We start from the raw sequence: 22,233 nt of genomic DNA, 5'->3' as shown, positions 1-22,233 counted from the left end.
TCGCCGGGAAAATCAAAAATACGTTAAATCTGGTATATAATGATACCCATAAAAGCGCAACTCGTGCTATGTCTGGTTTATGTTTTTTCTTCTTAACGCTTTTTTTGCCAAAAGTCGTGTCCAATGCCCCAAAAAACATGCATGGCCGCACGTGAACACGCCAAACACATCTTGGAGCCTTCGCCGCAAAATTTTTTGGACACTTGTGTTCAAGCTATCCATCATCACCGCTCTCTATTTTGTCTTTAAAAAACATAAACAATCCGTTAACCCCACACAAGTGGCACAAAAATTGCTGCAAGATAGAAAGGTTTCGCATTGTTCTAAGGAGATTGTCCATGGACGTCGTTGATCTCTCCCGCCTCCAATTTGCCATCACGGCTTTATATCACTTCCTCTTTGTCCCTCTCACTTTAGGCCTTGTGATGATCATCGCCATCATGGAGACCGTCTATGTGGCCACAGATAAGCCTATCTGGAAAGACATGACCAAATTTTGGGGCATGCTTTTTGGGATTAACTTTGCCATGGGCGTGGCCACAGGCATTACCATGGAGTTTCAGTTTGGCACCAACTGGTCCTATTATGCCCACTATGTGGGCGATATTTTTGGTGTGCCATTAGCCATTGAGGGCATGATGGCGTTTTTCCTCGAGGCCACGCTTGTGGGCGTGTTTTTCTTTGGCTGGGACCGCCTATCCAAAAGAGCACACCTCATTTGCACCTGGGGCCTCGCCTTGGGCACCTCTATTTCTGCATTTTGGATTTTGGTGGCCAATGGGTGGATGCAAGATCCCAAAGGTGCCTTCTTCAACCCAGAAACCATGCGCATGGAGCTGCGCTCGCTTTATGATGTGATTTTCAATATCACGGCGCAATGCAAGTTTGTGCACACGGTCAATGCGGGCTATACCACAGGCGCTATGTTTGTAACCGCGGTCAGCTTTTACTATCTCTACCAACGCCGGCACATTGAGTTTGCCAAACGGTCTTTGTGGGTCTCCACCTGCTTTGGTTTGTTTGTGTCTCTTTCTGTCCTTTTCTTGGGTGATGAAAGCGGCTATACCGTGGGTCACTCACAAAAAATGAAACTGGCCGCTATGGAAGGCAAGTGGCGCGCAGAAGCCCCTCCCGCCAGCCTCACCGTCATTGGTTGGCCCGATATGCAAGAAGAGCGCACAAAATATGCCATCAAGATTCCTTATGTCATGGGCTTGATAGCCACACGTTCTTTCAGCACGCCTGTGCTTGGCATTCGCGACATTGTCGAGCGAGCAGAACCACGTATACGCAAAGGCATCATGGCCTATACAGCTCTTGAGCAATTCAAAAAGAACCCTGCGGATTTAGAAGCCAAGCAAACGGTGATCGATCAACAAAAATATCTCGGATATGCCCTCTTGCTTAAACGACATACAGAGAATGTGTCTGAAGCCACCAATGAAGAAATCACACGGGCTGCCCATGACTTGATCCCTAACGTGCCCCTCATTTTCTTTTGCTTCCGCATTATGGTGGGGTGTGGCCTCTTCTTCATTGCCTTTTTCACGCTGGCTTTTCTGTGGATGCGCAAAGACGTGCTGTTGGATAACAAGGATTGGTTTTTACGCATCGGGATGCTGGCCATTCCTTTGCCTTGGATGGCGTCATCCTCTGGATGGATTGTGGCCGAATGTGGGCGCCAGCCCTGGGCCATTGATCGGATTTTGCCCACCTATCTGGGGGCCTCTCAATTGCCTCACTCCCTGCTGTTCACCACCCTGGGCGGCTTTATCCTGCTCTATAGCACCCTGCTGGTGGTTGATCTCTTCTTGATGATCAAATATGTCCGCTTAGGACCTGATAAGGCCTTTGGACACGATGGTGGTGGCAGCCACGTCAAAGCGAAACCCGAACCTGCGACAGAATAAAGAAGGAACACACAGACCATGGACATCTTATTTGATTATACCGTCTTGCGTATCATTTGGTGGATATTGTTGGGTGTCATTTTTTGGATCTTTGCGCTCACAGATGGCTTTGACCTTGGTGTCGCGTCTTTGATGCCCTTTGTGACGAAGAAGGATGAAGAACGGCGCGTGCTCCTCAACACCGTAGGCCCTGTCTGGGAAGGCAACCAAGCTTGGTTGATTCTGGCTGCAGGCGCTATTTTTGCGGCATGGCCGCTCTTATATGGTGCTCTGTTTACCGGGTTTTATTTGCCGCTGTTTTTTGTTCTCGCGTCACTGATTTTACGACCCGTGGGCTTTAAATATCGCAGCAAGCTTGAAAACACCAAATGGCGCGGCATGTGGGATATGTGTCTCTTTTTGGGCGGCGTTATTCCTTCGTTATGTTTTGGCTTGGTGCTTGGCGCTCTTGTCAGTGGCGCTTACTTTGAGTTTGACGACAACCTGCGACTCATTGCCTACAACAACCTGCCAAGCCTCTTTCACCCCCTTGCGCTGGCTTCAGGGGTTGTGTGGCTTTTGCTCTTTGTCACCCACGGTGCCCTTTATTTATGTGTCAAAACAGAGGGCTCTTTAAAAAAGAAGATTCAAGATTTTATCCCCTTGCGCCTGTGGGCCAGCATTGTGATGTATTTTGTGTTCTTATGTGTGTGGCGCGTCACCATTCCCTTGCGCGATGTCATCATGAGCACAGACATGCCCTCCAACCCCTTGGCTAAATCTGTGTTAGCTGTGGAGCCAGCCAAAGATTTTTTGAGTTGGCTGCCCTTATCGGCCGGCACGTTGATTTCTCTTGTTTGCTTCATGGGTCTCACCGTGTTGATTCACAAAATTTATCTCAAGCATGCCTTTTGGGCATGGGTGGTGAGCTGTGTCCGGATGGCCATGGTGATTGCCAGTGTGGGTTTGGGTAATTATCCCATTTTGCTCACGTCGCTCACCAATGTGAACCACAGTCTCACCTTGTGGGATGCGTCAAGCAGCCGTCTCACCCTGATTATTATGCTGATCTCTGCCATTATTTTTGTGCCGTTGATGATCTGGTTAGCATCTTGGGTCTATGATGTCTTAAAGGGTCCTGTCAGCAAGCAGGATATTCAAAAGAAGTCACACGAGTTATATTAGGAGATATCTATGTGGTATGCCTTTTGGGCCATCAGCCTTGCCCTTATTTCATGTGCCATTGTGTGGTATGCAACCTATCGGGAGAGCCTTGAAGAAAATCAGGGCGGACGTGATAAATCATTATCACCCTCTTCGCTCAAACTGCTTGATAAGCTGGGCGGGGGGCAACCCGCGCAAGATGCACCCAAGGCAACACGTGAAGCCAAAGCAGCCACCCCTAAGCCTGCATCCCCAAGCGTTAAGCCCAAAAAAACAAAGGCCTCGCAAGGCCCCCGCAAACCTAAACCAAAGTCTTAATATCTGAGCAGAAGATGTCCCTGAAGGCAAGAAAACATAAGGTCTAACCATAGGGTCTGCCTTTCCTGAGAGATCTTGTGTTTTCTTGTTGATCCGACTGCCTGAGTTCGTGTATAGAACAAAAGGTATGGAAACGATCAATCTAGAGACCTTTGCGCAGCGCATTACGCAAGCCGACACACTACATGATCTTGACGCTGCGCGCCTTGCCTTTTCAGGAAAAAATGGCGCCCTCACCCTTGAGATGAAAAAGCTCAAAAACCTCACATCTGCTGAGCGTCAAGAAAAGGGAGCCTATTTAAACCAAATGAAGGCCGATTTTCATGCCTTATGGAAAGAAAAGTATCGCCTTTTGCAAGACTCAGAGCGCCTTGCCCAGCTTGAACAAGATGCCTGTGATGTGACCCTGCCCCCCTCACCGGCGGATGCGTGCCTTGGCAGCTATCACCCGCTTTCCAAAGCCATGGCAGACATGGTGCGCATTTTTGAAAGAATGGATTTTTCCGTGCGCCAAGGCCCTGACATTGAAGATGACTATCACAATTTTACGGCCCTTAACATTCCGGCCCACCATCCAGCGCGTTTGTCCCATGACACGTTTTATATGAAAGGTGGTGATTTATTGCTCCGCACACACACCTCCAGCGTGCAAATACGCACTTTGGCCGAAGAAAGGCCACCCTTGCGCATTATTGCTCCTGGCAAGGTCTATCGCGATGACTATGATGCCACGCACACACCGATGTTTCACCAAATTGAAGGCTTGATCATTGAGCCTGGCATTCATATGGGTCACCTGAAATGGTGCCTTGAATTTTTTCTTAACACCTTTTTTGAGCGCCCTATGAAGCTGCGCTTTCGCCCTAATTTCTTTCCATTCACAGAGCCTTCCGCTGAGGTGGACGTGTTGTTTGATGACCCTCATAATCCTGAAAGCCGCCATCATCAAAAATGGCTGGAGGTTTTGGGATGCGGCATGGTTCACCCGAATGTGCTGAAAGAAATGAACCTTGACCCTCACCGCTATCAGGGGTGGGCCTTTGGCATGGGCGTCGAGCGTTTAACGATGCTGAAATACAACATCCAAGACCTGCGCGCCTTTTTTGCCAATGACACGCGCTGGGTGCACCAGTTCAATTTTTCCACGCCCTAAAAGCCACGATCCGCACACCCCTCTCTATCTAGACAGGCACCGCCACAGCTACCTTCAAAGCGTCGATCACGCTAACGCTATTGCTTTTTGCATCCAGGCACCCACCACCATGCATAAATGGAGGGAATAAAATGGGTTTTCAGAGGCGGATGGGCCAAACAGCGCCAAAACGCAACATCAGACGACGATTTATAGCCCAGTGGCACCATATAATACCCCACGCGCAGCAAACGATCTAAGAGCTGGCAATAAAAAACCTGGGCTTCGTGGCTATCTGCGCGAATCATGTTATCAATCACAGCATCAATGGCTTTGCTGTTAACCCCCGCATGGTTGCGCGACGGCACATCCGCAAAATAGCTGCCATAATAAAGCTGTTGCTCAATGCCAGGTGAAAGGCCCGTGCCATAACTGGTAATGATCAGATCATAGTCCCGTTGTCCCAACAGTTTTTGATAGTGCGCACTGTCGACAAGCTTGATGGTGAGGGTCACGCCTGCTTTCTTGAGTCCCCGCTTATACATAAGGGCCAACTTTTCAAAACGACGATCGGTGATCACCAGCGTCAAGGTCAGGGGCTTACCCGTTTTGACATGACGTAACGCTCCATGTCGATAGACCCACCCGGCCTTCTTGAACAGCGCTTGCGATGGCCCCAGCAGAGGCCGAATGTTGCCGTCACCCTTTGTTTGTGTAAGGGTAGGCATGGGCTCAAAAGCATAGAACGGCACATCAGGCAAAGCCATCAGAGCACCTTTTTCTGCCGCCGTGATGGGGTCTTTAGCTTCAAAGGGCATCACAGCAAAATGACTGGCATTGCGACTATAGGTGCCATGATGAAGATTTTTGTTCATCCATTCAAAATCAAACAACCCCCCTAACGCCAACCGTACATGGCGGTTATGCAGCGGGGCACGCTTGAGGTTAAACACCAAAAAAGTGACAATCGCAGCATCTTTGAAAAACACAGGGGTGCGCACCACCGCATTGCGCTTCGCCGCCGGGAAATCATACCCTGATGCCCAGCGCTGCGGTGACGTTTCTACCCAATGATCTATAAGGCCCGCCTTAAAGGCCTCAAAAGCCACCACATCCGATGAGAAATAGTCATAGGTAATGCGATCAAAATTATAGAGCCCCCTCAAAGCCGGAAGATCACGTCCCCAATAATTGCGCGCACGCACAAAGGTGATAGATCGACCCGGATCCACCGATTCGATCGTGTAGGGGCCACTTCCCATAAGAGGCCGCAAGGGATCTTGATTGAAATCACGGCTTTTTATGTCTTTTTCAGACAAGATGGCACGCATGGCCACCGTAAACGGCGCTTCCTTATCATAGTTACCACCCGCCAATGGATGAAACACAATACGTACGATACGCTTACCAAGAATATCGATACTTTTAATCTTGGCATGAAACAGTTTATAGGCCGGACCGGCCCGTTCTGCCAAAATTTCGAACGTGGCTTTCACGTCCGATGCAAACACAGGTGAGCCATCATGAAAGCGCGCACGTGGGTCCAGGTAGAAGGTAATGGACGAACGATCCGGCGCCAGAATCACATATTTTGCCAAACGCCCATAAAGAGAAAAAGGCTCATTGGGAGCTTTTTCCATCAATGTATCAAACGTGAGAAAGTGATAGCGCCCAACCCCTTGGGCACAGTTGGCTCCAAAGGCAAAGGGGTTCACCGTGTCAAACACATGCTTGATTTCTGCAAAATGCACATGTCCACCTTGGGGCGCGTTGGGATTATAGACAGAAAAGTGCGTTAACCCTTGGGCGTGCTTGGGCTGGCCACGCATGGAAATGGCTGTCACACGCTCGGCCGACGCGCCCACAAGAATAGCGCCCTTTGCGACAACAGATGCCCACAAAGCTAAAAAAGCACAACACCTTAAAAAACAACGCATGGGCAAGCTCGCACATTCTGGGTCTCCCCCCAACCTAACAAAAACCCTATCATCGATCTATAAAGATTTATCCACGTTTTGTTTTAAAAGATTTTTACTTACTTTTTGTCTCATTGTTATCATTAACATGGGAATAGTTTTTTTTGTTACACTCACCTCAACAGTCCGTGAGCTTACCTGTATGGATCACCCCAAAGAGCCACCCACAAAATGGGGGCGCACATGGAGCACGGCGCGCACCTTAGGGCGGGTTTTGTTGCAAAATATGGAAGAGCGCCTGCGCCTCGCCCCTGATGAACAGGCTTTTGCGCAAACGCTAGCCCAAGAATTGGGTCACCTGAAAGGCCCCATCATGAAGATCGGACAAATCTTGGCCACGGTGCCGGGCATGCTCCCCCCGGCCTATGCAGATGCCTTCTTAACCTTAAGTGCCCACGCCCCGCCCATGGGGCCTTCGTTTGCGAAACGGCGCATGAAAGGTGAGTTAGGCCCCCAGTGGCGCACGCACTTTGCGCACTTTGATGACAAACCTGTGTTTGCCGCCTCTTTGGGTCAAATCCATAAAGCCACCACACACGATGGACACGAGGTGGCGCTCAAACTCCAATATCCAGACATGGCCTCAGCCATTCAGACAGATCTCAAACACCTGGCTCTTCTTTGCAAAATCTATGAGCGTTATGGCGGCGCCATTCTTACAGACAATTTTCAAGCGGAAATCAAAGAACGCCTCTATGAAGAGCTTGATTACGAGCAAGAAGCGCGGCATATCCGCTGGTTCTCACAGATCCTTAGCCAAACACAACAAGGCGTGGTAATGCCTAAGGTTTTTGAGGCGCTCTCCACCCAACGTCTTTTGACGATGTCTTGGCTGGAAGGTGACTCCATCCTCACCTTCGCTCAGTCGCCAGACTCTGTGCGTCAAGATATTGCCAAACGCCTGTTCCAGGCCTGGTGGCGTCCCCTTTATACGGCAGGCCTACTGCATGGCGACCCTCACTTGGGCAACTATACCCTCAGCCCCCATGATCACACCCTCAATATGCTGGATTTTGGCTGTGTGCGCATTTTTAAAGCCAAAACGGTGGCGGGCATCTTGCAACTGTTCAAAGGTCTTGAAAAAAACCACAAAGCCACCATTCAAGAAGCTTATGAGCAATTGGGCTTTACCCAGCTATCACATGATCTGTATGAGCCGCTCACCTTGTGGGCCCGTTTTCTCTATGACCCCCTGCTTGATAACCGCCCACGACTCATCACCACCGATCCTTCGGGCGAGGTGGGCCGCAAAACCGCTGAAGAGGTGCATAAACTCTTGCGCGAAAAAGGGGGCATGATGCCACCCAAAGAATTTGTGTTCCTCGATCGCGCCGCCGTGGGCATTGGCTCGGCCCTCATGCGCCTGCATGTTGAGCTTAATTGGCACGCTCTTTTTCATGAATTGATCGACGGATTTACTGTCACATCCTTCACCAAGACACAGGTAAAGCTTTTTAATGATAACAAATAATCTGTCATAAAAAACCAACAATAACAGTTATTTATAAAAATATAGGGCAAAATTGCCTTCTGTGCATTTTTTTTGACTTTATTCTTTCTATTCTAGAAGCTTTCGTCTATATCTATCTCTTAGACATAAGAGGCTTCAGCATGGGTATGCTTAAACTATCGCGCACATCAACAGTCTGCTTTCGGGGCCTGCATGTCACATCTGCGGATGTACAGGTTCAGCTGGCGTCGGGGTTGCCCGCCTTTCATCTTGTGGGGTTGCCTGATAAGGCGGTGGCCGAATCTAAGGAGCGGGTGCGTGCCGCCCTTTATGGCATGGGTCTGGCGCTGCCGCCCAAACGAATCACCATCAACCTGTCGCCTGCCGATCTTCAAAAAGAAGGCACGCACTATGATCTCCCCATTGCTTTGGGGCTATTAACCGCGATCAGCGCCTTAGATGCCGGATTTATGGACCAATTCATTGCTGTGGGTGAATTAGCTCTCGATGGGCACATTCTTAAAACATCGGGCACCTTGTCTACCGCACTTCATGCCTCATCAATGCATAAGGGGTTGATATGTTCACAAGAGGGGGGTGCAGAGGCAGCATGGGTGGGTGATTTAACCATTATTGCCGCGCCCCATTTGCTGGACATCATCAATCACATCAAAGGCACCCAAGTGTTGTCCAGGCCCCAAGCCGTCATCAAAAAACACACAGCCCCCCAGCGGGATATGAAAGATATTTTAGGGCAAGGTACAGCAAAGCGGGTGCTTGAAATTGCGGCAGCTGGCGGGCACAACGTGTTGATGGTAGGGCCGCCAGGATCAGGCAAATCGCTTCTGGCAGAAAGCTTACCGTCCATCTTATCGCCCCTCACACCTGAAGAATCTTTAGAGGTCACGGCCATACACAGCCTGGCGGGCGCTCTTACCGACAACGCGCTATTAACCCAAAGACCCTTCCGATCACCTCACCATGCCACCTCTGTGCCAGCGCTTTTGGGGGGTGGGCATCGCAGCAAACCTGGGGAACTGTCGCTGGCCCACAAGGGTGTGCTGTTTTTGGATGAATTACCTGAATTTTCGCGCTCGCTCCTTGAATCATTGCGGCAACCCCTTGAGTCAGGCGAGATTACCATTGCCCGGGCCAATGCACACATCACCTATCCGGCCCATACACAGCTTGTGGCGGCCATGAATCCTTGTCCCTGCGGTTATTTAGGCATGGCGCATAAACAGTGTCGTAAGGCCCCGGTGTGTGGAGAAAAGTACCAAGCCCGCCTTTCAGGGCCATTGATGGACCGCATCGACCTTGAGGTTTATGTCCCGGCCCTGTCACCCTTTGAGCAAGAGGGTCAAGGTGAGCCTGAGAGCAGCCGCGTTATCCAAAAACGTGTGTTAGCCGCCCAAGGCCGTCAAAAAGAACGCTTGAAAGAAATTTCATCCTTTCGGCGCTGGATGAACGGCCACGTGGCTGTGGCAGATTTGCAGCCTTTTTTAGAGCTGAGCTCCAGCGCCCTCACCCTGTTGCGTCAAGCCAGTCACACGTGGCATTTATCAACCCGGGCCTATCACCGCGTTTTGCGTGTGGCTCGCACCCTGGCAGACCTTGCCGGGCAAGACAACATCCATAAAGTGCATATTGCTGAAGCGCTGCGCTATTGCCCTCACCGGAACAAACAGCGTGACATGACCACCCCCCCTGCCACACAGAAACGTGCGTGAGAAGGGAAGCACGGGGCTTACCAAACTTTTACACCATACCTCTGCTCAAGGGGATGTGAGCGCTAGCCTTCCGCGCAGCCCTAGGTGGGAGACCCTCATGTGCAAGAAATCAGCCCATCCATGCCTTTAAAAGTGATAGCCAAGGCGGATTTGACAATCGATCCCGCTGGTTTTGATGGTGTTGATATAGGAATTAGGCATGGAGATATGCGACCACCGCCCGGCAAATTCAATTTGGAAAGACACATGCTCATTCACCATCGAGGCAATGCGAAATCCTAAGCGTCCCGTAAGCATGGGCAAGCGCTTGCGGGTCATCGTATAAGGGCTTTGGTTCATATCACTAATGGCCGCAGAAAGGCCTTGGGCCGGTTGAGTAAACCTGTTTTCAGCCCAAGCATATGGCGCTGGCGGAGCTGGAGGCGTTGCAGGCAAACCGGTACCAGCGTCTCGTACCTGCGGCAACACAGTATTCGCTGTAATAGGAGGCTCGTATGTGGTGCGATTATTAAAATCTTGAACAAAGGCTTCGGGGTCATCAATCACGTCAATGGTGGCCATGGCAGCATCAACGCCAGCAATCAAAAAAAACGCCGTGTTTTTGGTGAGCTTGCTTCCCAACCCCAGTGTGCCTGATGCGCTCACATCTGACCGTCTGAGCGTCACCATAGGCTGCAGGTTGTCAAAAATTTGCCCAATATTCACCTCTTTCATCGGGTTGGTGGCGGCCGCAGCCTCAAGAAAAAAGGCACCATTGTAAATTTCAAAGAAATAGCCCAACGCCAGTCCACCGCGAAACCCTGTAATGGCCAGGTCGTCGCTATATTTGATCTTGTGGGTCAGGGGAATGGGTGTTCCCCAGGTTTCAAATCCTTGAAAGACAGAAAAAGAAAAGCCGCGAAAATGCGCACGATTGTCAACATACCCAATGGGCCTGACCTGTGCAAGTGGCACATTGGCTTGTGGCGGGGCATACATACATTGCGGCAGCCACACAAAGACAAACAAAGCAACAAGAAGTGTGCGTGCTTTTCGGCCCATGTATCAAACACTCTCATGCATCCAATACCCTTCAAAATAAAGAATAAAGATTAAGGAATACTTTGACTATTTCGTCATCACGCCACGTTTTTCTTGAACAGACAGAAATAACACACTTTTTTCATGAAGAAAAACAATCCTGACCTGCCCATTCACACACATAAAGCGCCAAACATAGGGCGGCCCCACATGAATGCCAACATGTCAACAGGCTGTAGGCCTCTTCTGTAGCGACCTTTCTTTTGTCCTACATCCAAAAGGCGTTTCATCAGCGTGGCGCGCACCGATGACGTTGCAACGCAAGGTTGTTGATCAACCTATGCCCTTGCCGACCTACCTTGTTGATTTTATTGAATTATTAAAAAAATATAATGAGAATGATATATATAGATTCTTTTTTTAAGTATGAATTATGAAGTATGTATATTTTGGTTTTTCGTTGGCAATATTGACAGCTTTCACGACACCGTCTGTGTATGGCCCGCCTCCCCCACCTGCCTCCCCTGAAGAGGTGCACGCCAAGATTGTGGTAGATCAACTGCCCCAACACACCTCCTCCTACGCCCTCAATGATGACATAGAAAAAAGAGCGATACATGCAGCCTCCCAGATCTCCCAAAAGCATGCTTTTATACCAAACATCATCATGGATGATATGGAAAAGACTTTTACAAGAAGTCGTGATATTGGTCGCAGGAAATATCCCATAGGCAAGGTTCTGGATGTAGGATGGATGAACGAGCTATTGGAAAGTAACAAGGCATCAGATCCTAAGGTGCTCTCTATCATTGAACACCTCTATTCTGTTGACAGAGATTATGGTGCTTACTTGGACCTAGATTTGGAGGCCCTATCCAACGACACACTCCCTGACCTTGAGGAAGTCTCTGGCACCTATGATGAATAACATTGAGGGGCTCTGTGTGACATGCACACGTGCACCCAGGGGCTACCCATGGCTTATCCATCGTTAGCTTTTGTGGTTATCGGAGCATAGAAAAAACCATCAAAAGGCTCACGTTCCTGCTCAGCCCCCTTAACAAAGGCAAACACACGCACCACAACACATGAAGGGCACAGACCTTTTTTGACAAAAAGAAGCAGTTTTATTATAAGCATTTGTTTTTACGTGTTTTTTACGCATGCTTATTTACAATAGATCTATCGTTATTGTTTTGATTGGTCATGTTAAGTCAGGATTGTTTTTATGAGTTATCGTATTGTTTTGATGGTGCTTATCGGCGCCGCCACCCTCAGCACTTCCGACCTTTATGCCGGGAAGAGAAACCCTTCCCACGTGACGCACACAGAAACAAAAACAGCTCTCAAAGAGAATGCTGATCATGTTGACCCCCTTGTCACAAACGCTGGAAACACGCTGCATCCTTTTCCCGGCAATTTCTTTAAGAAATCAGAAAAAAAGAGGGTTCAAAAGGAGGTAAAGAGATTTGAAGAGGAGCTGGTTGATACAATCAACACGTTGACTGCATCACAAAAGACCCTTGCCACAAAAGAGCGCGAGGCTCAGCAAAAGGAAGAGGACGCAAACAGGGCGCTTCAACAGGCTGAGGCTGATCTGGCCATCAAGGAAGAAAGGGTGCGTCAAGAAAAGAAAAACCGGGCACAACGCATATTCATCGCTCTCAACGATCAATATGCCGCATTACCTCCACAGGCACGTCAGGAGTTTGAGGAGGCCTTGGGGGCACCTATGACGTCAGACACTGTGAAAAACCTTGATGTTCAAGGGCTCGAAGATCCAGAAATAATCAACAATATTAATGTATTTGCGGATAAATGGAGCCCTATTTTCATGCCCAAAGATGCGGAACGTAATAAGACATGGGTCAGGGTTGTGCTTGCAGACTAAACACAGGCATAAGCCTTGATGCCGAGGCCTCACCATAAAAAAGAAGTTTTTTAAGGGCACACACCCAACAACAAGGTATGCCGGAAGGATGGTTGGCCGTAAGATAGTTAACCTCAAGATGGTTAACACAAGACGGTTAACACAAGATGGTTCATGAAAAAACGGTTGCCTGCAGACACCAACCTAAGATGTGGGCTTAACGCTACCAACCGCAAGACGATGCCATACAAAAAGGTCAGCGCACAATAAGTTTGGGGTCAAGGCACGGTTGCTCAGCGCCATGCAGCACTAAACGCGGCGGGCATACCACTCTGTGATCAGATGAGGCTCCATTTGCGCGGGATAGGGCACATCAGCCAGCGCCGGAATGCGCACGAATACGCCCTTCATTTTTTTGTTATCCACCTCTAAATAGGCAGGCACATCACGCTCGGGCGAGACCGCAGCCTCCAAAACGATGGTCAGGGATTTAGAGGCTGTTTTGACCTCAATCTCATCCCCCGCACACACCAAATAGGAAGGAATATTCACAGGCTTGCCATTCACCGTTACATGCCCGTGATTGACAAACTGACGGGCCGCAAAAATGGTGGGCACAAATTTCATGCGATAGACCACAGCATCCAAACGGCGCTCTAACAGGCCAATGAAATTTTCACCCGTATCCCCTGTCAGGCGCACGGCTTCTTTATAAAACCTGCGAAACTGGCTTTCACGGATGCCGCCATAATAGCCCCGCAGCTTTTGCTTAGCCGCCAGCTGCAACCCATAGGGCGAAGCCTTGCCGCCACCACCACCGCCACCCGCACGTGCCTTCACACCATGCTGGCCGGGTTTATAATCACGCAGATTGACGGGGCTCTTCTCACGACCCCACAAGTTGACGCCATAACGGCGATCAATTTTATACTTCGATGCAAGCCTCTTGCTCATAGAAAAGTCATTATCCCTTCAAAAACGTCTGTGCTCGCAAAGAACACCCTCACCTCAGGGTATAAGAATCCCCCAGGCCTTGTCAAACGCTTTGTTGCCCCTTTTCATCAGGCAAGGCTTGCATCAGATGACGGGTACGCGTCCACAAGACATAGGCACGTATGGGCTGTGTGTATAAGGGCCTTAACAGAGCCGCATACATGCCAAGCTGTTGGGCATAGGCCGCCGGCATATGCTGAGGGGGGCGCCGATCTGTTTTAAAATCAATCACCCTCACCTCATGAGGCTGGGCCACATAAAAATCAAGCCGGGCCGAGATCATGACCTGCGCGGCTTGTGAGGAATCTGAGGAGAGTAAAGGCACAGAAGTCGGAGGAGACACCAAGGCCCCTTTGTCACGATGACCACGATCCGCGTGGGGCATCCATGAGGAGGCAGCATCCAGTGCGCTGAAGGCCACCTCACGGCGGGCGCGCGGATCGTGCAAAAAAGAAAAGCGCGCATCCGTTAAGACGGCGGCGGCCTCCCTCAGGGCCATGCTCACCTCATCAGGCGATAGAGCCAACCAGGCACACACATCCCTGGCTTTTTGCGCCCAGGCAGCCTGAGGCACACCCGGCAACATGGCCAGCAACCCATGCACCGCTTGCCCATAGGCTGCAGCTTGCGCGCGGGAAAGTGACGGAACGGCATTCCCCTTTTCCCCCCATGCATGTGTGGTCAAGGCGTTAGCGTCATCTGAGCTCTGCCGTGAAGACGGTGTGATGATAGGCGTGTGCAACGGCGCATGGGCCATCGACGACCATGGGGGAAACGCGTATCGTTTGTCGCTCCTGGGCTGCGCGCGATCCTTGCCCGACGCCTGATTCGTTTCTTGGGTGGTGGATACCCCCTCTTCTTGCCTTCTCTTTTCTTCCCTCTGCCCCTCTTGAGCTGAATCATCTTGATCTGAGGGCTTTTCATCTGCGTGCTCTAGATCTGCACGCGCTGCGGCAAAGGTCATACGCCCTTGGGTCTGGACATGGGCCTGTTGTGTCCCCTGTTGCATCTCTTTTTGCACCTCTTCTTTATGTTCTGTGCCGGCATCACACGCCCATTTTGCCGTTAACGTGCGCGCCATCAATGCATGCCATGAATGCTCATAGCCACGCGCTTTTTCTGTGCCTGCCATCACCAAATGCTCTTGAGCCCGGGTCAGGGCCACATAAAAAAGCCGACGACTTTCTTCATCTAACGATGCATTCATCTCAGCCTTATAAGCCTGAAGCGTCTGAGGCAACGAAGATCGCATGAACACCGGGATATACACATCACCAACCGGGCACCACAACAGCTTTTGAGCGGGTGGCTGAAAATGAGAGGCTTCTGGAATGATCACAAGCGGTGCCTCCAAGCCCTTAGCGCCATGAATGGTCAAAATACGAATCCCTAAGGCCTTGGTGGAAGGATCACGCTTAATGGTGATATCTTGTGCCTCAATGTGCCCCAAGAGACGCTCGAGGCTATAGCCCACCTTGGGTTCCTCGGCGCTGATGAGGGTGAGAAACTCTTTCAAAATATCACGCACGTCCTCACCGCCATGTTGAAAAAACAAGCGCGCGCCCCCCTGCGCCCACAACACATGGGTGAAAAAGGCAAAGGGCGTCGCCGTGGTGGCTTTTTCACGATAGGCCACAAGCTTTTGATACGCTGCGCGGGCCCATGGGTGTGACAGCGCTTTGAGATGGTCCCACACGCGATCCCCTTGGGGACGCTGGCAGGCTGTGAACAGCTCTTCTTCCGTAAGGCCGATAAGGGGTCCCTTCAACGCTGTGGCTAAGGTGAGATCATCATCTGGCGTTATGCAAAAGCGCGCCAACGCCAATAAATCTTGCACCACAAGCGTTTGGGTAAGCGCAAAACGATCTTGCCCCAGCACAGCCATGCCCGCCTCTTTGAACAAACGGGTGAGCGCATCCACCAACGGGCCTCGCTTGCGTACCAAAATCATCACATCCTGAGCGCGCAGCGCTCTTTGCGCTGTCTCAAGCCACAACCCCTCTTGCAACCACTTTTGCACAGACATCACCACCGTTAAGGCCAAGCGCACATCTTGCGGCGGCGTGTATCCCTCCGAATCTTCCTGTTTATTTTTGTCCAGCAATGGCCACAAGGTCACAGAGCCCCGCACGCTTTTATAGGTATCACAAACCTGATGCTGCACACGGCCAACACCTTTGTGCGCGTCAGGATGGCGAAACACCTGATCCACCGTTGATAAAATGGTGGGCACAGAGCGAAAGGATGTGTTGAGACGCAAATGCCGAAAGGGCCTAGACAGGCGCTTAAGTTTGTCTTCCAGCACAGCGCGCATATCATGGAACAAACGCGGGTCGGCGCCTTGAAAGCTGTAGATAGACTGTTTTGGATCCCCCACCACAAACAGGGTTTTATGCACCTCACTGCCCTCAAAGAAAATGTCCATAAGCCCGCCAATCACTTGCCACTGAAGCCGGCTTGTGTCTTGCGCTTCGTCCACAAGAATATGGTCGATGCCGCCATCAATCTTATAGGCCACCCATGCATCCCCCACCGTTAACAGGGCCGAGGTTTTGGCAATCAAATCCTCATAGTCCATGACGCCTTTGGCCTTTTTTTCTGATTCATAACGGCGCAACACCGCATCAAAACATACCACCAGGGCTTCTGATTCTGCGCACACGCGGTAGGCATGGATTTTATCCACAAAATCCAAAAAACGCTGGGTTTCTTGGGCCACAAAAGCCTCACAGGTCAGTCTCTCACACACAAGAGCTGACGCGATTTTTGAAGGCAGTACGCGCTGCCTGGCTTGATGCTCTTTCGTGAGAAACACAAAGGCTGCGGCGGCGTATGTCTCTTCACAAGGATGGTCGAGCATAGCGGTGATAAGGTCTTTCGTTTTTTGCACAGCCGGTGACAGACCTTGGGGGCCATCCAGCGCATCAAGAGTTTCCACAAGGCCTTGATAGGCTTTTTGATCCGTGCGCTCAATAAAGGCAGCCACATAAGCCTCTTTATGATTCTGCTCAAGGCCCAAGGCGCGTTTCATGGCCGCCATGTCCCCCCCTTGGCCCACCGATGTGGCAAAGCGCCGCTGACCTAACAGATCCCACAACATGTCACATAGCTGACCATAATTCATGGTTTCAGATAAATGCATCAGGGCTTGCCTAAGCTGGGTAGGTTCTTGGATGGATTTTGAGGAGGTCGTTTGACTCACCTCTTGAGGTGAACCTTGGGTGGATACCTGTTGCGTCAGCACATGGTCAAACGCATCGCGGAAGAGCTTGATGGCCGCATATTCATCCATCACACGAAAATGGGGGATCAATCCCACCTCCAGAGGAAAGCGGCGCAACAGACGCTCGCAAAAGCTGTGCAAGGTTTGGATGCGCACACCATAGGGTAAGGTTAGGACCCGCGCGAACAAAGATCGAGCCCGTTTGATGCGCACAGCCGTGGGGTTAAGGCCCAAATCGTTGAGGGCGTCACGCACCTCATCATCAGGCATGAGCGACCACGCAGAAAGACGGCTGTTAAGGCGTGCTTCCATTTCTGAGGCCGCGGCTTTGGTAAAGGTTAAGCACAGCAACCGCTCGGGGTCAGCCCCCTCAATCATCAAGGCCAACAGACGATCTGTCAGCACGCGGGTCTTGCCTGAGCCCGCCGAGGCTTCAACCCACGCACTGATACGCGGATTGACCGCAGCGCGTTGCTCATGGGTTAGAAACATAGCCCTGCCCTTTTCTCATGCTCACATGATCGACGCGCTTAAACCTGAGCGTTACGTGTGTCGGCTTTCGTCCACCTCAAGGGTTGCCATCATCTCTGACCACTCCCGCTGAGACAAGGTTGTGTCTTCCCGCTTCACGAATTCACCGCGAATCAGCTTTTGGATCACCTTCAAACCACTTTTGGAAAAAGAGACGCCCCCTTGACGATATTCTTGAAACGCTTCAAAAGCCACCGGCACCCATGCCTTCACCATGGGCAGCATAGCTTTTGCATAGGCCTGAATCTCCCATTGAGAATGAGAATCGGCACGCAAATGCAAAAAATGAAACAAGTTGTGCAAATCAATTTTCCAATACATCTCAGTGTAATAGTTGAGGGTGAGATTCATGCGTGACAGCTCGCGCGCTAGCCCATCTTTGTCAGGGTCCACGGGCTCCCCTGTGTCTGTCATGTTCATATGCGACATATAGGTGTCATAACACTGCAGTGAATCACGGCGCAAAAGAGACAGCAAAGAATTCACCTGATCCGGCGGCAAGGGCTCGGGCATGCGGCCCTGGCTGTTTGATTCAGATTGAGCAGCCATGTGATCAGGCTCGGGCACATAAAACTCTTTGCTCAAAATAGAATAACGGGCTGAATATTCATTGATGTTGGCGGTTCGGTGCCGCACCCATTGCCGCGCCACAAAAATGGGCATTTTCACATGAAATTTAATTTCACACATTTCAAACGGGGTGGTGTGACGATGGCGCATCAGGTAAAAGATCAGTCCCCGATCTTCACTTTTGCGCTTTGTGCCCTTGCCATAAGATACGCGCGCTGCCTGCACAATGGATTGATCTGAGCCCATATAATCCACAAGACGTACAAACCCATGATCAAGCACAGGCACAGGTTGATGAAGAAAAGATTCCATGGCCGGCACCGTTGTGCGCTTGGTCTCTAGGCACTCGTCCGCATTTTGTGTAGCATGTTCGATATCTTCTGCTGGCATGGTCATCGATTGGACCCCCTCTTCTTCTCGTCGTTCTCCCCACTCTAATCCGTTTTTCGCCAAATGTGCACCCTAAAAAGATCCTCCCATCAAGGTTTTATGAAGCGCGCCCTTCATCAAGCAAAACAAAGCCTTATGCGTGATGAGGTGCCCGTGGGCGTCGTGCTCTGCCATGACCCCTTAGGCCGTGTGATCTTTGAGGGACATAATCTGACCCAAACCTTGAAGACACCGTTGGCACATGCAGAAATGCTGGCTATCCAGGAAGGTCTACGCACCCTGCAGGCACCGTTTCTGACAGACTGCACGCTCTATGTCACCCTTGAGCCCTGTGCATTTTGTGCGGCCGGCCTCATCTTGTCCCGCGTGGGCCGTGTTGTGTTTGGCGCTTATAACCCCAAAGGGGGCGCGCTTGTGCATGGACCGCGCCTCTTTGACACCAGCCCCAGCTTTGTCCCTTCTTATGTGGGCGGCGTGAGGGAAGATGAGGCTGGTCAGCTTTTACAAACCTTTTTTCAACAAAAACGGAAGGCTTCACCCGAGGCTCCAGATTTTGGGCCCTGGGGGGGTTGAGGGGGCTTTGTGCGACGGGTGGATCATTTCAGACACCGCCCATACCAGAGCATCAAGGCGATCAGGGGAGGATGAGGCCTGCGGTGTATAGGTAATCATCTGCTGCTCAAGGGCTGCCATCTCACCTACATGAAACACACGGGCCTGCGCGTAAAGAGCCGCCACTGGCTGCGCCCGCATCCATTTGCCCCGCAAGGCGCGTACAGCGCGCACCCAAACCGTTTCATCCACATCATGAATAACGCGCGTCACTAAATCGCCCCCATTGTTCACCTCAGCCACAATGGCGTCGGCTTCATGACGTTTATAAGCCTCAATGGCTCGGCGCGCCCACGTCAAGGCATCCATACGCCCGCTTATATCCTCCAGCACATACAAAACACCCTGCGCATCTTTGCCCACCACCACAATGCCCGTTTCATCGCTGGCTTCACCTGATGTCACCGACGGGTCCACACCCACCAAACACGACACAAGGTTTGGCAAGGGTTTTTCCTGGGGCCAGCGACAGTTTTTTAGCAAATCATAACTCCACAGCGCATTTTCTTCTGCGGCCACAAACTGTCCTTCTAGCTCTTGTTTCCCCAGTTTTGTGCCCTCATAGCGTTGCTTCATGGCCTCAAGGTAGGCAGGCGAGAGATTTTTTTTGTTTTCAAAGGTGCTGCCGCGTGACACCACGGCCCCAGACAACGTGCACAAACGCCGCAAAAACGGGGATGGTTTAGGCGTTGTGGTCACCACCACGCGCGGGGTTTTGCCCAACCTCATCCCCATCATCAATTTATCCCACGCGGCCTCTGGATCTTCAAATTTGGCCAACTCATCCACCCAGGCCCCGTCAAATTGCGGGCCGCGCAGCTTTTCATAGTTGTGCCCACTGTAAAGCGTGGCCACGGCTCCTGAAGGCCATTCAAGCACCCCTCTTGAGGGATAAAAAGTTGGGCGATTCCAGGGTGGACACACCTGCAACAAGCCACTTTCTCCTTCTACCATCACTTTGCGCACATCGTCCATGTTGGCCCCCAACAAACACAACCGTTTTGCACAGCCTGATTCAACCCATGACCGGACGGTTTCAGCGCCCGTACGGGTTTTACCAAACCCCCGTCCCGCGATAATGAGCCATAGACGCCAATCACCAAGGGGCGCTCTTTGAGACGGCCTGGCCATACGGCCCCAGTCATAACGATGCTTGTCTTGCTGTCTTTTGTGGCACGTGGCGCGCAGCACAGCACGCATGCGCTGATAAAGGGCCACGCGATGAGGCGTCAGCACAGAAGCCCGCTCAGACATGACACACGCCCTGTTTATAGGACGAAAAGAAAGAGAGGATCATACTTTTTCTCCTTGAGGACAGGTTCACTCTTTTCAAAACCATCAAGGACCGTTATAAGATCGTGATCATAGATGTCATCTTAGCAAAAAACGTAAGTGAAAAGTCAAACGTTTAACTTTAAATTAACACAGGTTATCACAGGGTAACGCGTATGCAGGCCTCCTCACCCCACACAACAGTGCCGCCTGATGCACACACGCGCACCCATCAACGGCTCGTTGAACAGTTTTTAGAGGCCATGCGGGCTGAACGCAATGCCAGCCACCGCACCTGTGCCTCCTATGGCGAGGATTTGTTGTCGTTCCAACACTTTCTTGCCACCGTGGTTAAGCTTTCTATTTTGGAGGTTCAAGCCCCCCATATACGCGATTATTTAACGCACCTGGCAGAGCGTGGCCTCAAAGCCACGTCCCTCAATCGTCACCTCTCGACTCTCAGACAGTTTTATCGCTTTTTACTGCAAGATCGCCTGCGTGAAGACAACCCTACCCACAATATTCAATCTCCACGGCGGCCCGCGCGCTTGCCCAAAACTCTTTCGTTTGATGAGGTCACGCGTTTGCTAGACACGGCTGCCCGCGACGTCACACCCCGCGGCAAACGCTTGTATGCGTGCCTCAGCCTTCTTTATGCCACCGGCATGCGCGTGTCTGAGCTCTTGGCGCTTAAAGTCAGTGCCTTTGCGTCGCTCACCGCCCAGCAATCCCCCCAAACCACAGGCGTTTTTGTGCGGGGCAAGGGGGAAAAAGATCGGCTGGTGTTCACCACCCGCACGTGCGAAGAGGCCGTCAGGGCTTATCTAGCCGTGCGCCCCTTTTTTTTGACCCACGGGCATGAATCTCTACACTTATTTCCGTCATCCCAAGGGCAACCCCTCACGCGTCAATATGTATGTACCTTGTTGAAAAATTTGGCCAAACAGGCAGGCATGGACTCCGCTAAACTGTCTCCCCATGTGCTGAGGCACGCGTTTGCCACCCATCTGCTAGAAGGCGGCGCAGACCTTGTGACGCTCCAAAAGCTGTTAGGTCACCGTGATTTAAGCACCACGCAGATTTATACTAATCTGCTCAGACGTCATCTGGTGGATACATTGCACAGATTTCACCCGCTTAACGGAAATTTCAGACAAGAGATATCGAATAAATAAACAAAATAAACAAATATAAATACAAAGTTTGTTTAATCGTGAAATAAAATTCTACACTCTCGGGCTATGCATAGGCCCAAATTTTTTAACGATGTTCCTGCCCCTTCTCACATGACGGCTCACAACACGCATTTTCCTTATCTCGTGACCTTTTTTCAACAATTCTGTATTGAAATTGCGAAAATGAAGGTCACGGCACTCTCGTCTAAGACCCATGCCTTAAAACATGTAGGGTCCAACACGCAACACTTTTTGGATGTCAGCCCAGACCCCGAAGCCAAAGATATCTTAGACCGGCTTTATTATTTTCTTGAAGAGCAATCCATTGAAGCCAAGCGCATTGAAGGTCAATTTGGGGAATCCCTTTACAAAGAAGCCCAATACATCATGGCTGCCCTGGCGGATGAAATTTTTCTCTCGCTGCCTTCGTGGCAGGGCCGTGCTTTCTGGGAAGCCAATCTTTTGGAAGAAAGGCTTTTTCATACCCACGTGGCCGGTGAAAAATTTTTTGAAAACATTGATCATTTTCTCCAACTCAAAGAGCCTTCACGCAAAGATCTGGCCTTTTTGTATCTCAGCGCCTTAGGTCTCGGGTTTCGAGGGCGCTATCGCGGGTTTGATGACCAGGGCAAAATTACTCACTATAAAGAAGAGCTTTTTTTTCATTTGTATCAAGAACGGCCCACCCTGCCTGATGGGCACGTGTCCCTTTTTCCTGACACCTTGCAATTTAATATCTCAGACATTCTCCATGAAAATGCGGTTCAGCAAAAAAAGAAGACCTGGCGCCTGATTTTTGCGGGCATGGTGGCTTTGTATATCGTGGTTTCCTATATCATTTGGTATGACACCACAAATAACCTAAGACGCACCGTAGATATGATTTTAGACGATGTATCCTCCATCTTAGAAAGATGA

Annotated in this window: 18 protein-coding genes; 12 read left to right on the top strand and 6 right to left on the bottom strand. The window is 50.7% G+C overall.

Going from position 1 to position 22,233, the window contains the following annotated elements:
- The first annotated feature begins 79 nt into the window (after nucleotides 1-79).
- The 5 genes from cydP (at nucleotide 80) to pheS (ending at nucleotide 4,524) form a co-directional block, all read left to right on the top strand.
- The gene (cydP, locus tag IG82_RS07380) at nucleotides 80-352 is read left to right on the top strand and encodes a cytochrome oxidase putative small subunit CydP (protein WP_031933850.1); all 273 of its coding nucleotides are present in this window, start codon (nucleotides 80-82) and stop codon (nucleotides 350-352) included.
- On the top strand, nucleotides 339-1,910 hold the full coding sequence (locus IG82_RS0101140; RefSeq protein WP_082191987.1) for a cytochrome ubiquinol oxidase subunit I: 1,572 nt from the start codon (nucleotides 339-341) through the stop codon (nucleotides 1,908-1,910). The genes cydP and IG82_RS0101140 overlap by 14 nt, the downstream gene beginning before the upstream one ends.
- A gap of 18 nt (nucleotides 1,911-1,928) precedes the next feature.
- Nucleotides 1,929-3,074: a cytochrome d ubiquinol oxidase subunit II gene (cydB, locus tag IG82_RS0101135; protein ID WP_031933848.1), complete on the top strand. Its 1,146-nt coding sequence runs from the start codon at nucleotides 1,929-1,931 to the stop codon at nucleotides 3,072-3,074.
- A 9-nt stretch (nucleotides 3,075-3,083) separates the two neighbouring features.
- Complete coding sequence (locus tag IG82_RS0101130; RefSeq protein WP_031933847.1) at nucleotides 3,084-3,371, top strand: hypothetical protein; 288 nt, start codon at nucleotides 3,084-3,086, stop codon at nucleotides 3,369-3,371.
- Nucleotides 3,372-3,498: 127 nt separating this feature from the next.
- The gene (gene pheS / locus IG82_RS0101125) at nucleotides 3,499-4,524 is read left to right on the top strand and encodes a phenylalanine--tRNA ligase subunit alpha (protein ID WP_031933846.1); all 1,026 of its coding nucleotides are present in this window, start codon (nucleotides 3,499-3,501) and stop codon (nucleotides 4,522-4,524) included.
- Between the two features lie 77 nt (nucleotides 4,525-4,601).
- On the opposite strand, the gene IG82_RS0101120 is transcribed toward pheS, so the two are convergent.
- Complete coding sequence (locus IG82_RS0101120) at nucleotides 4,602-6,440, bottom strand: extracellular solute-binding protein (protein ID WP_156095282.1); 1,839 nt, start codon at nucleotides 6,438-6,440, stop codon at nucleotides 4,602-4,604.
- Nucleotides 6,441-6,567: 127 nt separating this feature from the next.
- Between IG82_RS0101120 and IG82_RS0101115 the strand changes: the two genes are divergently transcribed.
- Nucleotides 6,568-7,950, top strand: a complete 1,383-nt coding sequence (locus tag IG82_RS0101115; RefSeq protein WP_216476116.1) for an ABC1 kinase family protein — start codon at nucleotides 6,568-6,570, stop codon at nucleotides 7,948-7,950.
- Nucleotides 7,951-8,096: 146 nt separating this feature from the next.
- Nucleotides 8,097-9,659, top strand: a complete 1,563-nt coding sequence (locus IG82_RS0101110; RefSeq protein WP_031933843.1) for a YifB family Mg chelatase-like AAA ATPase — start codon at nucleotides 8,097-8,099, stop codon at nucleotides 9,657-9,659.
- Between the two features lie 126 nt (nucleotides 9,660-9,785).
- Here the strand turns inward: IG82_RS0101110 and IG82_RS0101105 are convergent, their stop codons facing one another.
- Nucleotides 9,786-10,700 carry a hypothetical protein gene (locus IG82_RS0101105; protein ID WP_031933842.1) on the bottom strand — a complete coding sequence of 305 codons (915 nt, stop codon included), beginning with the start codon at nucleotides 10,698-10,700 and terminating at the stop codon, nucleotides 9,786-9,788.
- Between the two features lie 412 nt (nucleotides 10,701-11,112).
- Here IG82_RS0101105 and IG82_RS0101085 point away from each other — a divergent pair, with 412 nt between their 5' ends.
- Entirely contained in the window at nucleotides 11,113-11,607 is a 495-nt protein-coding gene (locus IG82_RS0101085) for a hypothetical protein (protein ID WP_031933841.1), read from the top strand.
- A gap of 300 nt (nucleotides 11,608-11,907) precedes the next feature.
- Complete coding sequence (locus IG82_RS0101075) at nucleotides 11,908-12,570, top strand: OmpH/Skp family outer membrane protein (protein WP_031933840.1); 663 nt, start codon at nucleotides 11,908-11,910, stop codon at nucleotides 12,568-12,570.
- A gap of 288 nt (nucleotides 12,571-12,858) precedes the next feature.
- Here IG82_RS0101075 and rpsD read toward each other — a convergent pair whose 3' ends face one another.
- The 3 genes from rpsD to thyX form a co-directional block, all read right to left on the bottom strand.
- On the bottom strand, nucleotides 12,859-13,503 hold the full coding sequence (gene rpsD, locus IG82_RS0101070; RefSeq protein WP_031933839.1) for a 30S ribosomal protein S4: 645 nt from the start codon (nucleotides 13,501-13,503) through the stop codon (nucleotides 12,859-12,861).
- Nucleotides 13,504-13,585: 82 nt separating this feature from the next.
- Nucleotides 13,586-17,257 (bottom strand): UvrD-helicase domain-containing protein, encoded by a 3,672-nt coding sequence (locus IG82_RS0101065; RefSeq protein ID WP_031933838.1) that lies wholly within the window; start codon nucleotides 17,255-17,257, stop codon nucleotides 13,586-13,588.
- Nucleotides 17,258-17,308: 51 nt separating this feature from the next.
- The gene (gene thyX / locus IG82_RS0101060; RefSeq protein ID WP_082192006.1) at nucleotides 17,309-18,262 is read right to left on the bottom strand and encodes an FAD-dependent thymidylate synthase; all 954 of its coding nucleotides are present in this window, start codon (nucleotides 18,260-18,262) and stop codon (nucleotides 17,309-17,311) included.
- A 57-nt stretch (nucleotides 18,263-18,319) separates the two neighbouring features.
- On the opposite strand from thyX, the gene IG82_RS0101055 reads away from it, so the two are divergent.
- On the top strand, nucleotides 18,320-18,829 hold the full coding sequence (locus IG82_RS0101055; protein WP_281172855.1) for a nucleoside deaminase: 510 nt from the start codon (nucleotides 18,320-18,322) through the stop codon (nucleotides 18,827-18,829).
- Here IG82_RS0101055 and IG82_RS0101050 read toward each other — a convergent pair.
- Entirely contained in the window at nucleotides 18,791-20,122 is a 1,332-nt protein-coding gene (locus tag IG82_RS0101050) for a DNA-packaging protein (protein WP_216476115.1), read from the bottom strand. The two genes, IG82_RS0101055 and IG82_RS0101050, sit on opposite strands and share 39 nt — an antisense overlap.
- Nucleotides 20,123-20,316: 194 nt before the next feature.
- Between IG82_RS0101050 and IG82_RS0101045 the strand changes: the two genes are divergently transcribed.
- The gene (locus IG82_RS0101045; RefSeq protein ID WP_052545562.1) at nucleotides 20,317-21,315 is read left to right on the top strand and encodes a tyrosine recombinase; all 999 of its coding nucleotides are present in this window, start codon (nucleotides 20,317-20,319) and stop codon (nucleotides 21,313-21,315) included.
- Between the two features lie 66 nt (nucleotides 21,316-21,381).
- Nucleotides 21,382-22,233 carry a DotU family type IV/VI secretion system protein gene (locus IG82_RS06805; RefSeq protein ID WP_052545560.1) on the top strand — a complete coding sequence of 284 codons (852 nt, stop codon included), beginning with the start codon at nucleotides 21,382-21,384 and terminating at the stop codon, nucleotides 22,231-22,233.

The sequence above is a fragment of the Candidatus Hepatobacter penaei genome (genome assembly GCF_000742475.1).
Taxonomy (GTDB): domain Bacteria; phylum Pseudomonadota; class Alphaproteobacteria; order Holosporales; family Hepatobacteraceae; genus Hepatobacter; species Hepatobacter penaei.
This window is presented reverse-complemented; position numbering and strand designations above follow the sequence as displayed.

Coding starts and splice junctions, on each gene's coding strand:
- pheS (WP_031933846.1), top strand. CDS start 3,499: ATGGAAACGATCAATCTAGAGACCTTTGCGCAGCGCATTACGCAAGCC.
- IG82_RS0101120 (WP_156095282.1), bottom strand. CDS start 6,440: ATGCGTTGTTTTTTAAGGTGTTGTGCTTTTTTAGCTTTGTGGGCATCT.
- rpsD (WP_031933839.1), bottom strand. CDS start 13,503: ATGAGCAAGAGGCTTGCATCGAAGTATAAAATTGATCGCCGTTATGGC.
- cydP (WP_031933850.1), top strand. CDS start 80: ATGTTTTTTCTTCTTAACGCTTTTTTTGCCAAAAGTCGTGTCCAATGC.
- thyX (WP_082192006.1), bottom strand. CDS start 18,262: ATGACCATGCCAGCAGAAGATATCGAACATGCTACACAAAATGCGGAC.
- IG82_RS0101110 (WP_031933843.1), top strand. CDS start 8,097: ATGCTTAAACTATCGCGCACATCAACAGTCTGCTTTCGGGGCCTGCAT.
- IG82_RS06805 (WP_052545560.1), top strand. CDS start 21,382: ATGCATAGGCCCAAATTTTTTAACGATGTTCCTGCCCCTTCTCACATG.
- cydB (WP_031933848.1), top strand. CDS start 1,929: ATGGACATCTTATTTGATTATACCGTCTTGCGTATCATTTGGTGGATA.
- IG82_RS0101055 (WP_281172855.1), top strand. CDS start 18,320: ATGTGCACCCTAAAAAGATCCTCCCATCAAGGTTTTATGAAGCGCGCC.
- IG82_RS0101085 (WP_031933841.1), top strand. CDS start 11,113: ATGAAGTATGTATATTTTGGTTTTTCGTTGGCAATATTGACAGCTTTC.
- IG82_RS0101105 (WP_031933842.1), bottom strand. CDS start 10,700: ATGGGCCGAAAAGCACGCACACTTCTTGTTGCTTTGTTTGTCTTTGTG.
- IG82_RS0101045 (WP_052545562.1), top strand. CDS start 20,317: ATGCAGGCCTCCTCACCCCACACAACAGTGCCGCCTGATGCACACACG.
- IG82_RS0101140 (WP_082191987.1), top strand. CDS start 339: ATGGACGTCGTTGATCTCTCCCGCCTCCAATTTGCCATCACGGCTTTA.
- IG82_RS0101050 (WP_216476115.1), bottom strand. CDS start 20,122: ATGTCTGAGCGGGCTTCTGTGCTGACGCCTCATCGCGTGGCCCTTTAT.
- IG82_RS0101075 (WP_031933840.1), top strand. CDS start 11,908: ATGAGTTATCGTATTGTTTTGATGGTGCTTATCGGCGCCGCCACCCTC.
- IG82_RS0101115 (WP_216476116.1), top strand. CDS start 6,568: ATGGGAATAGTTTTTTTTGTTACACTCACCTCAACAGTCCGTGAGCTT.
- IG82_RS0101130 (WP_031933847.1), top strand. CDS start 3,084: ATGTGGTATGCCTTTTGGGCCATCAGCCTTGCCCTTATTTCATGTGCC.
- IG82_RS0101065 (WP_031933838.1), bottom strand. CDS start 17,257: ATGTTTCTAACCCATGAGCAACGCGCTGCGGTCAATCCGCGTATCAGT.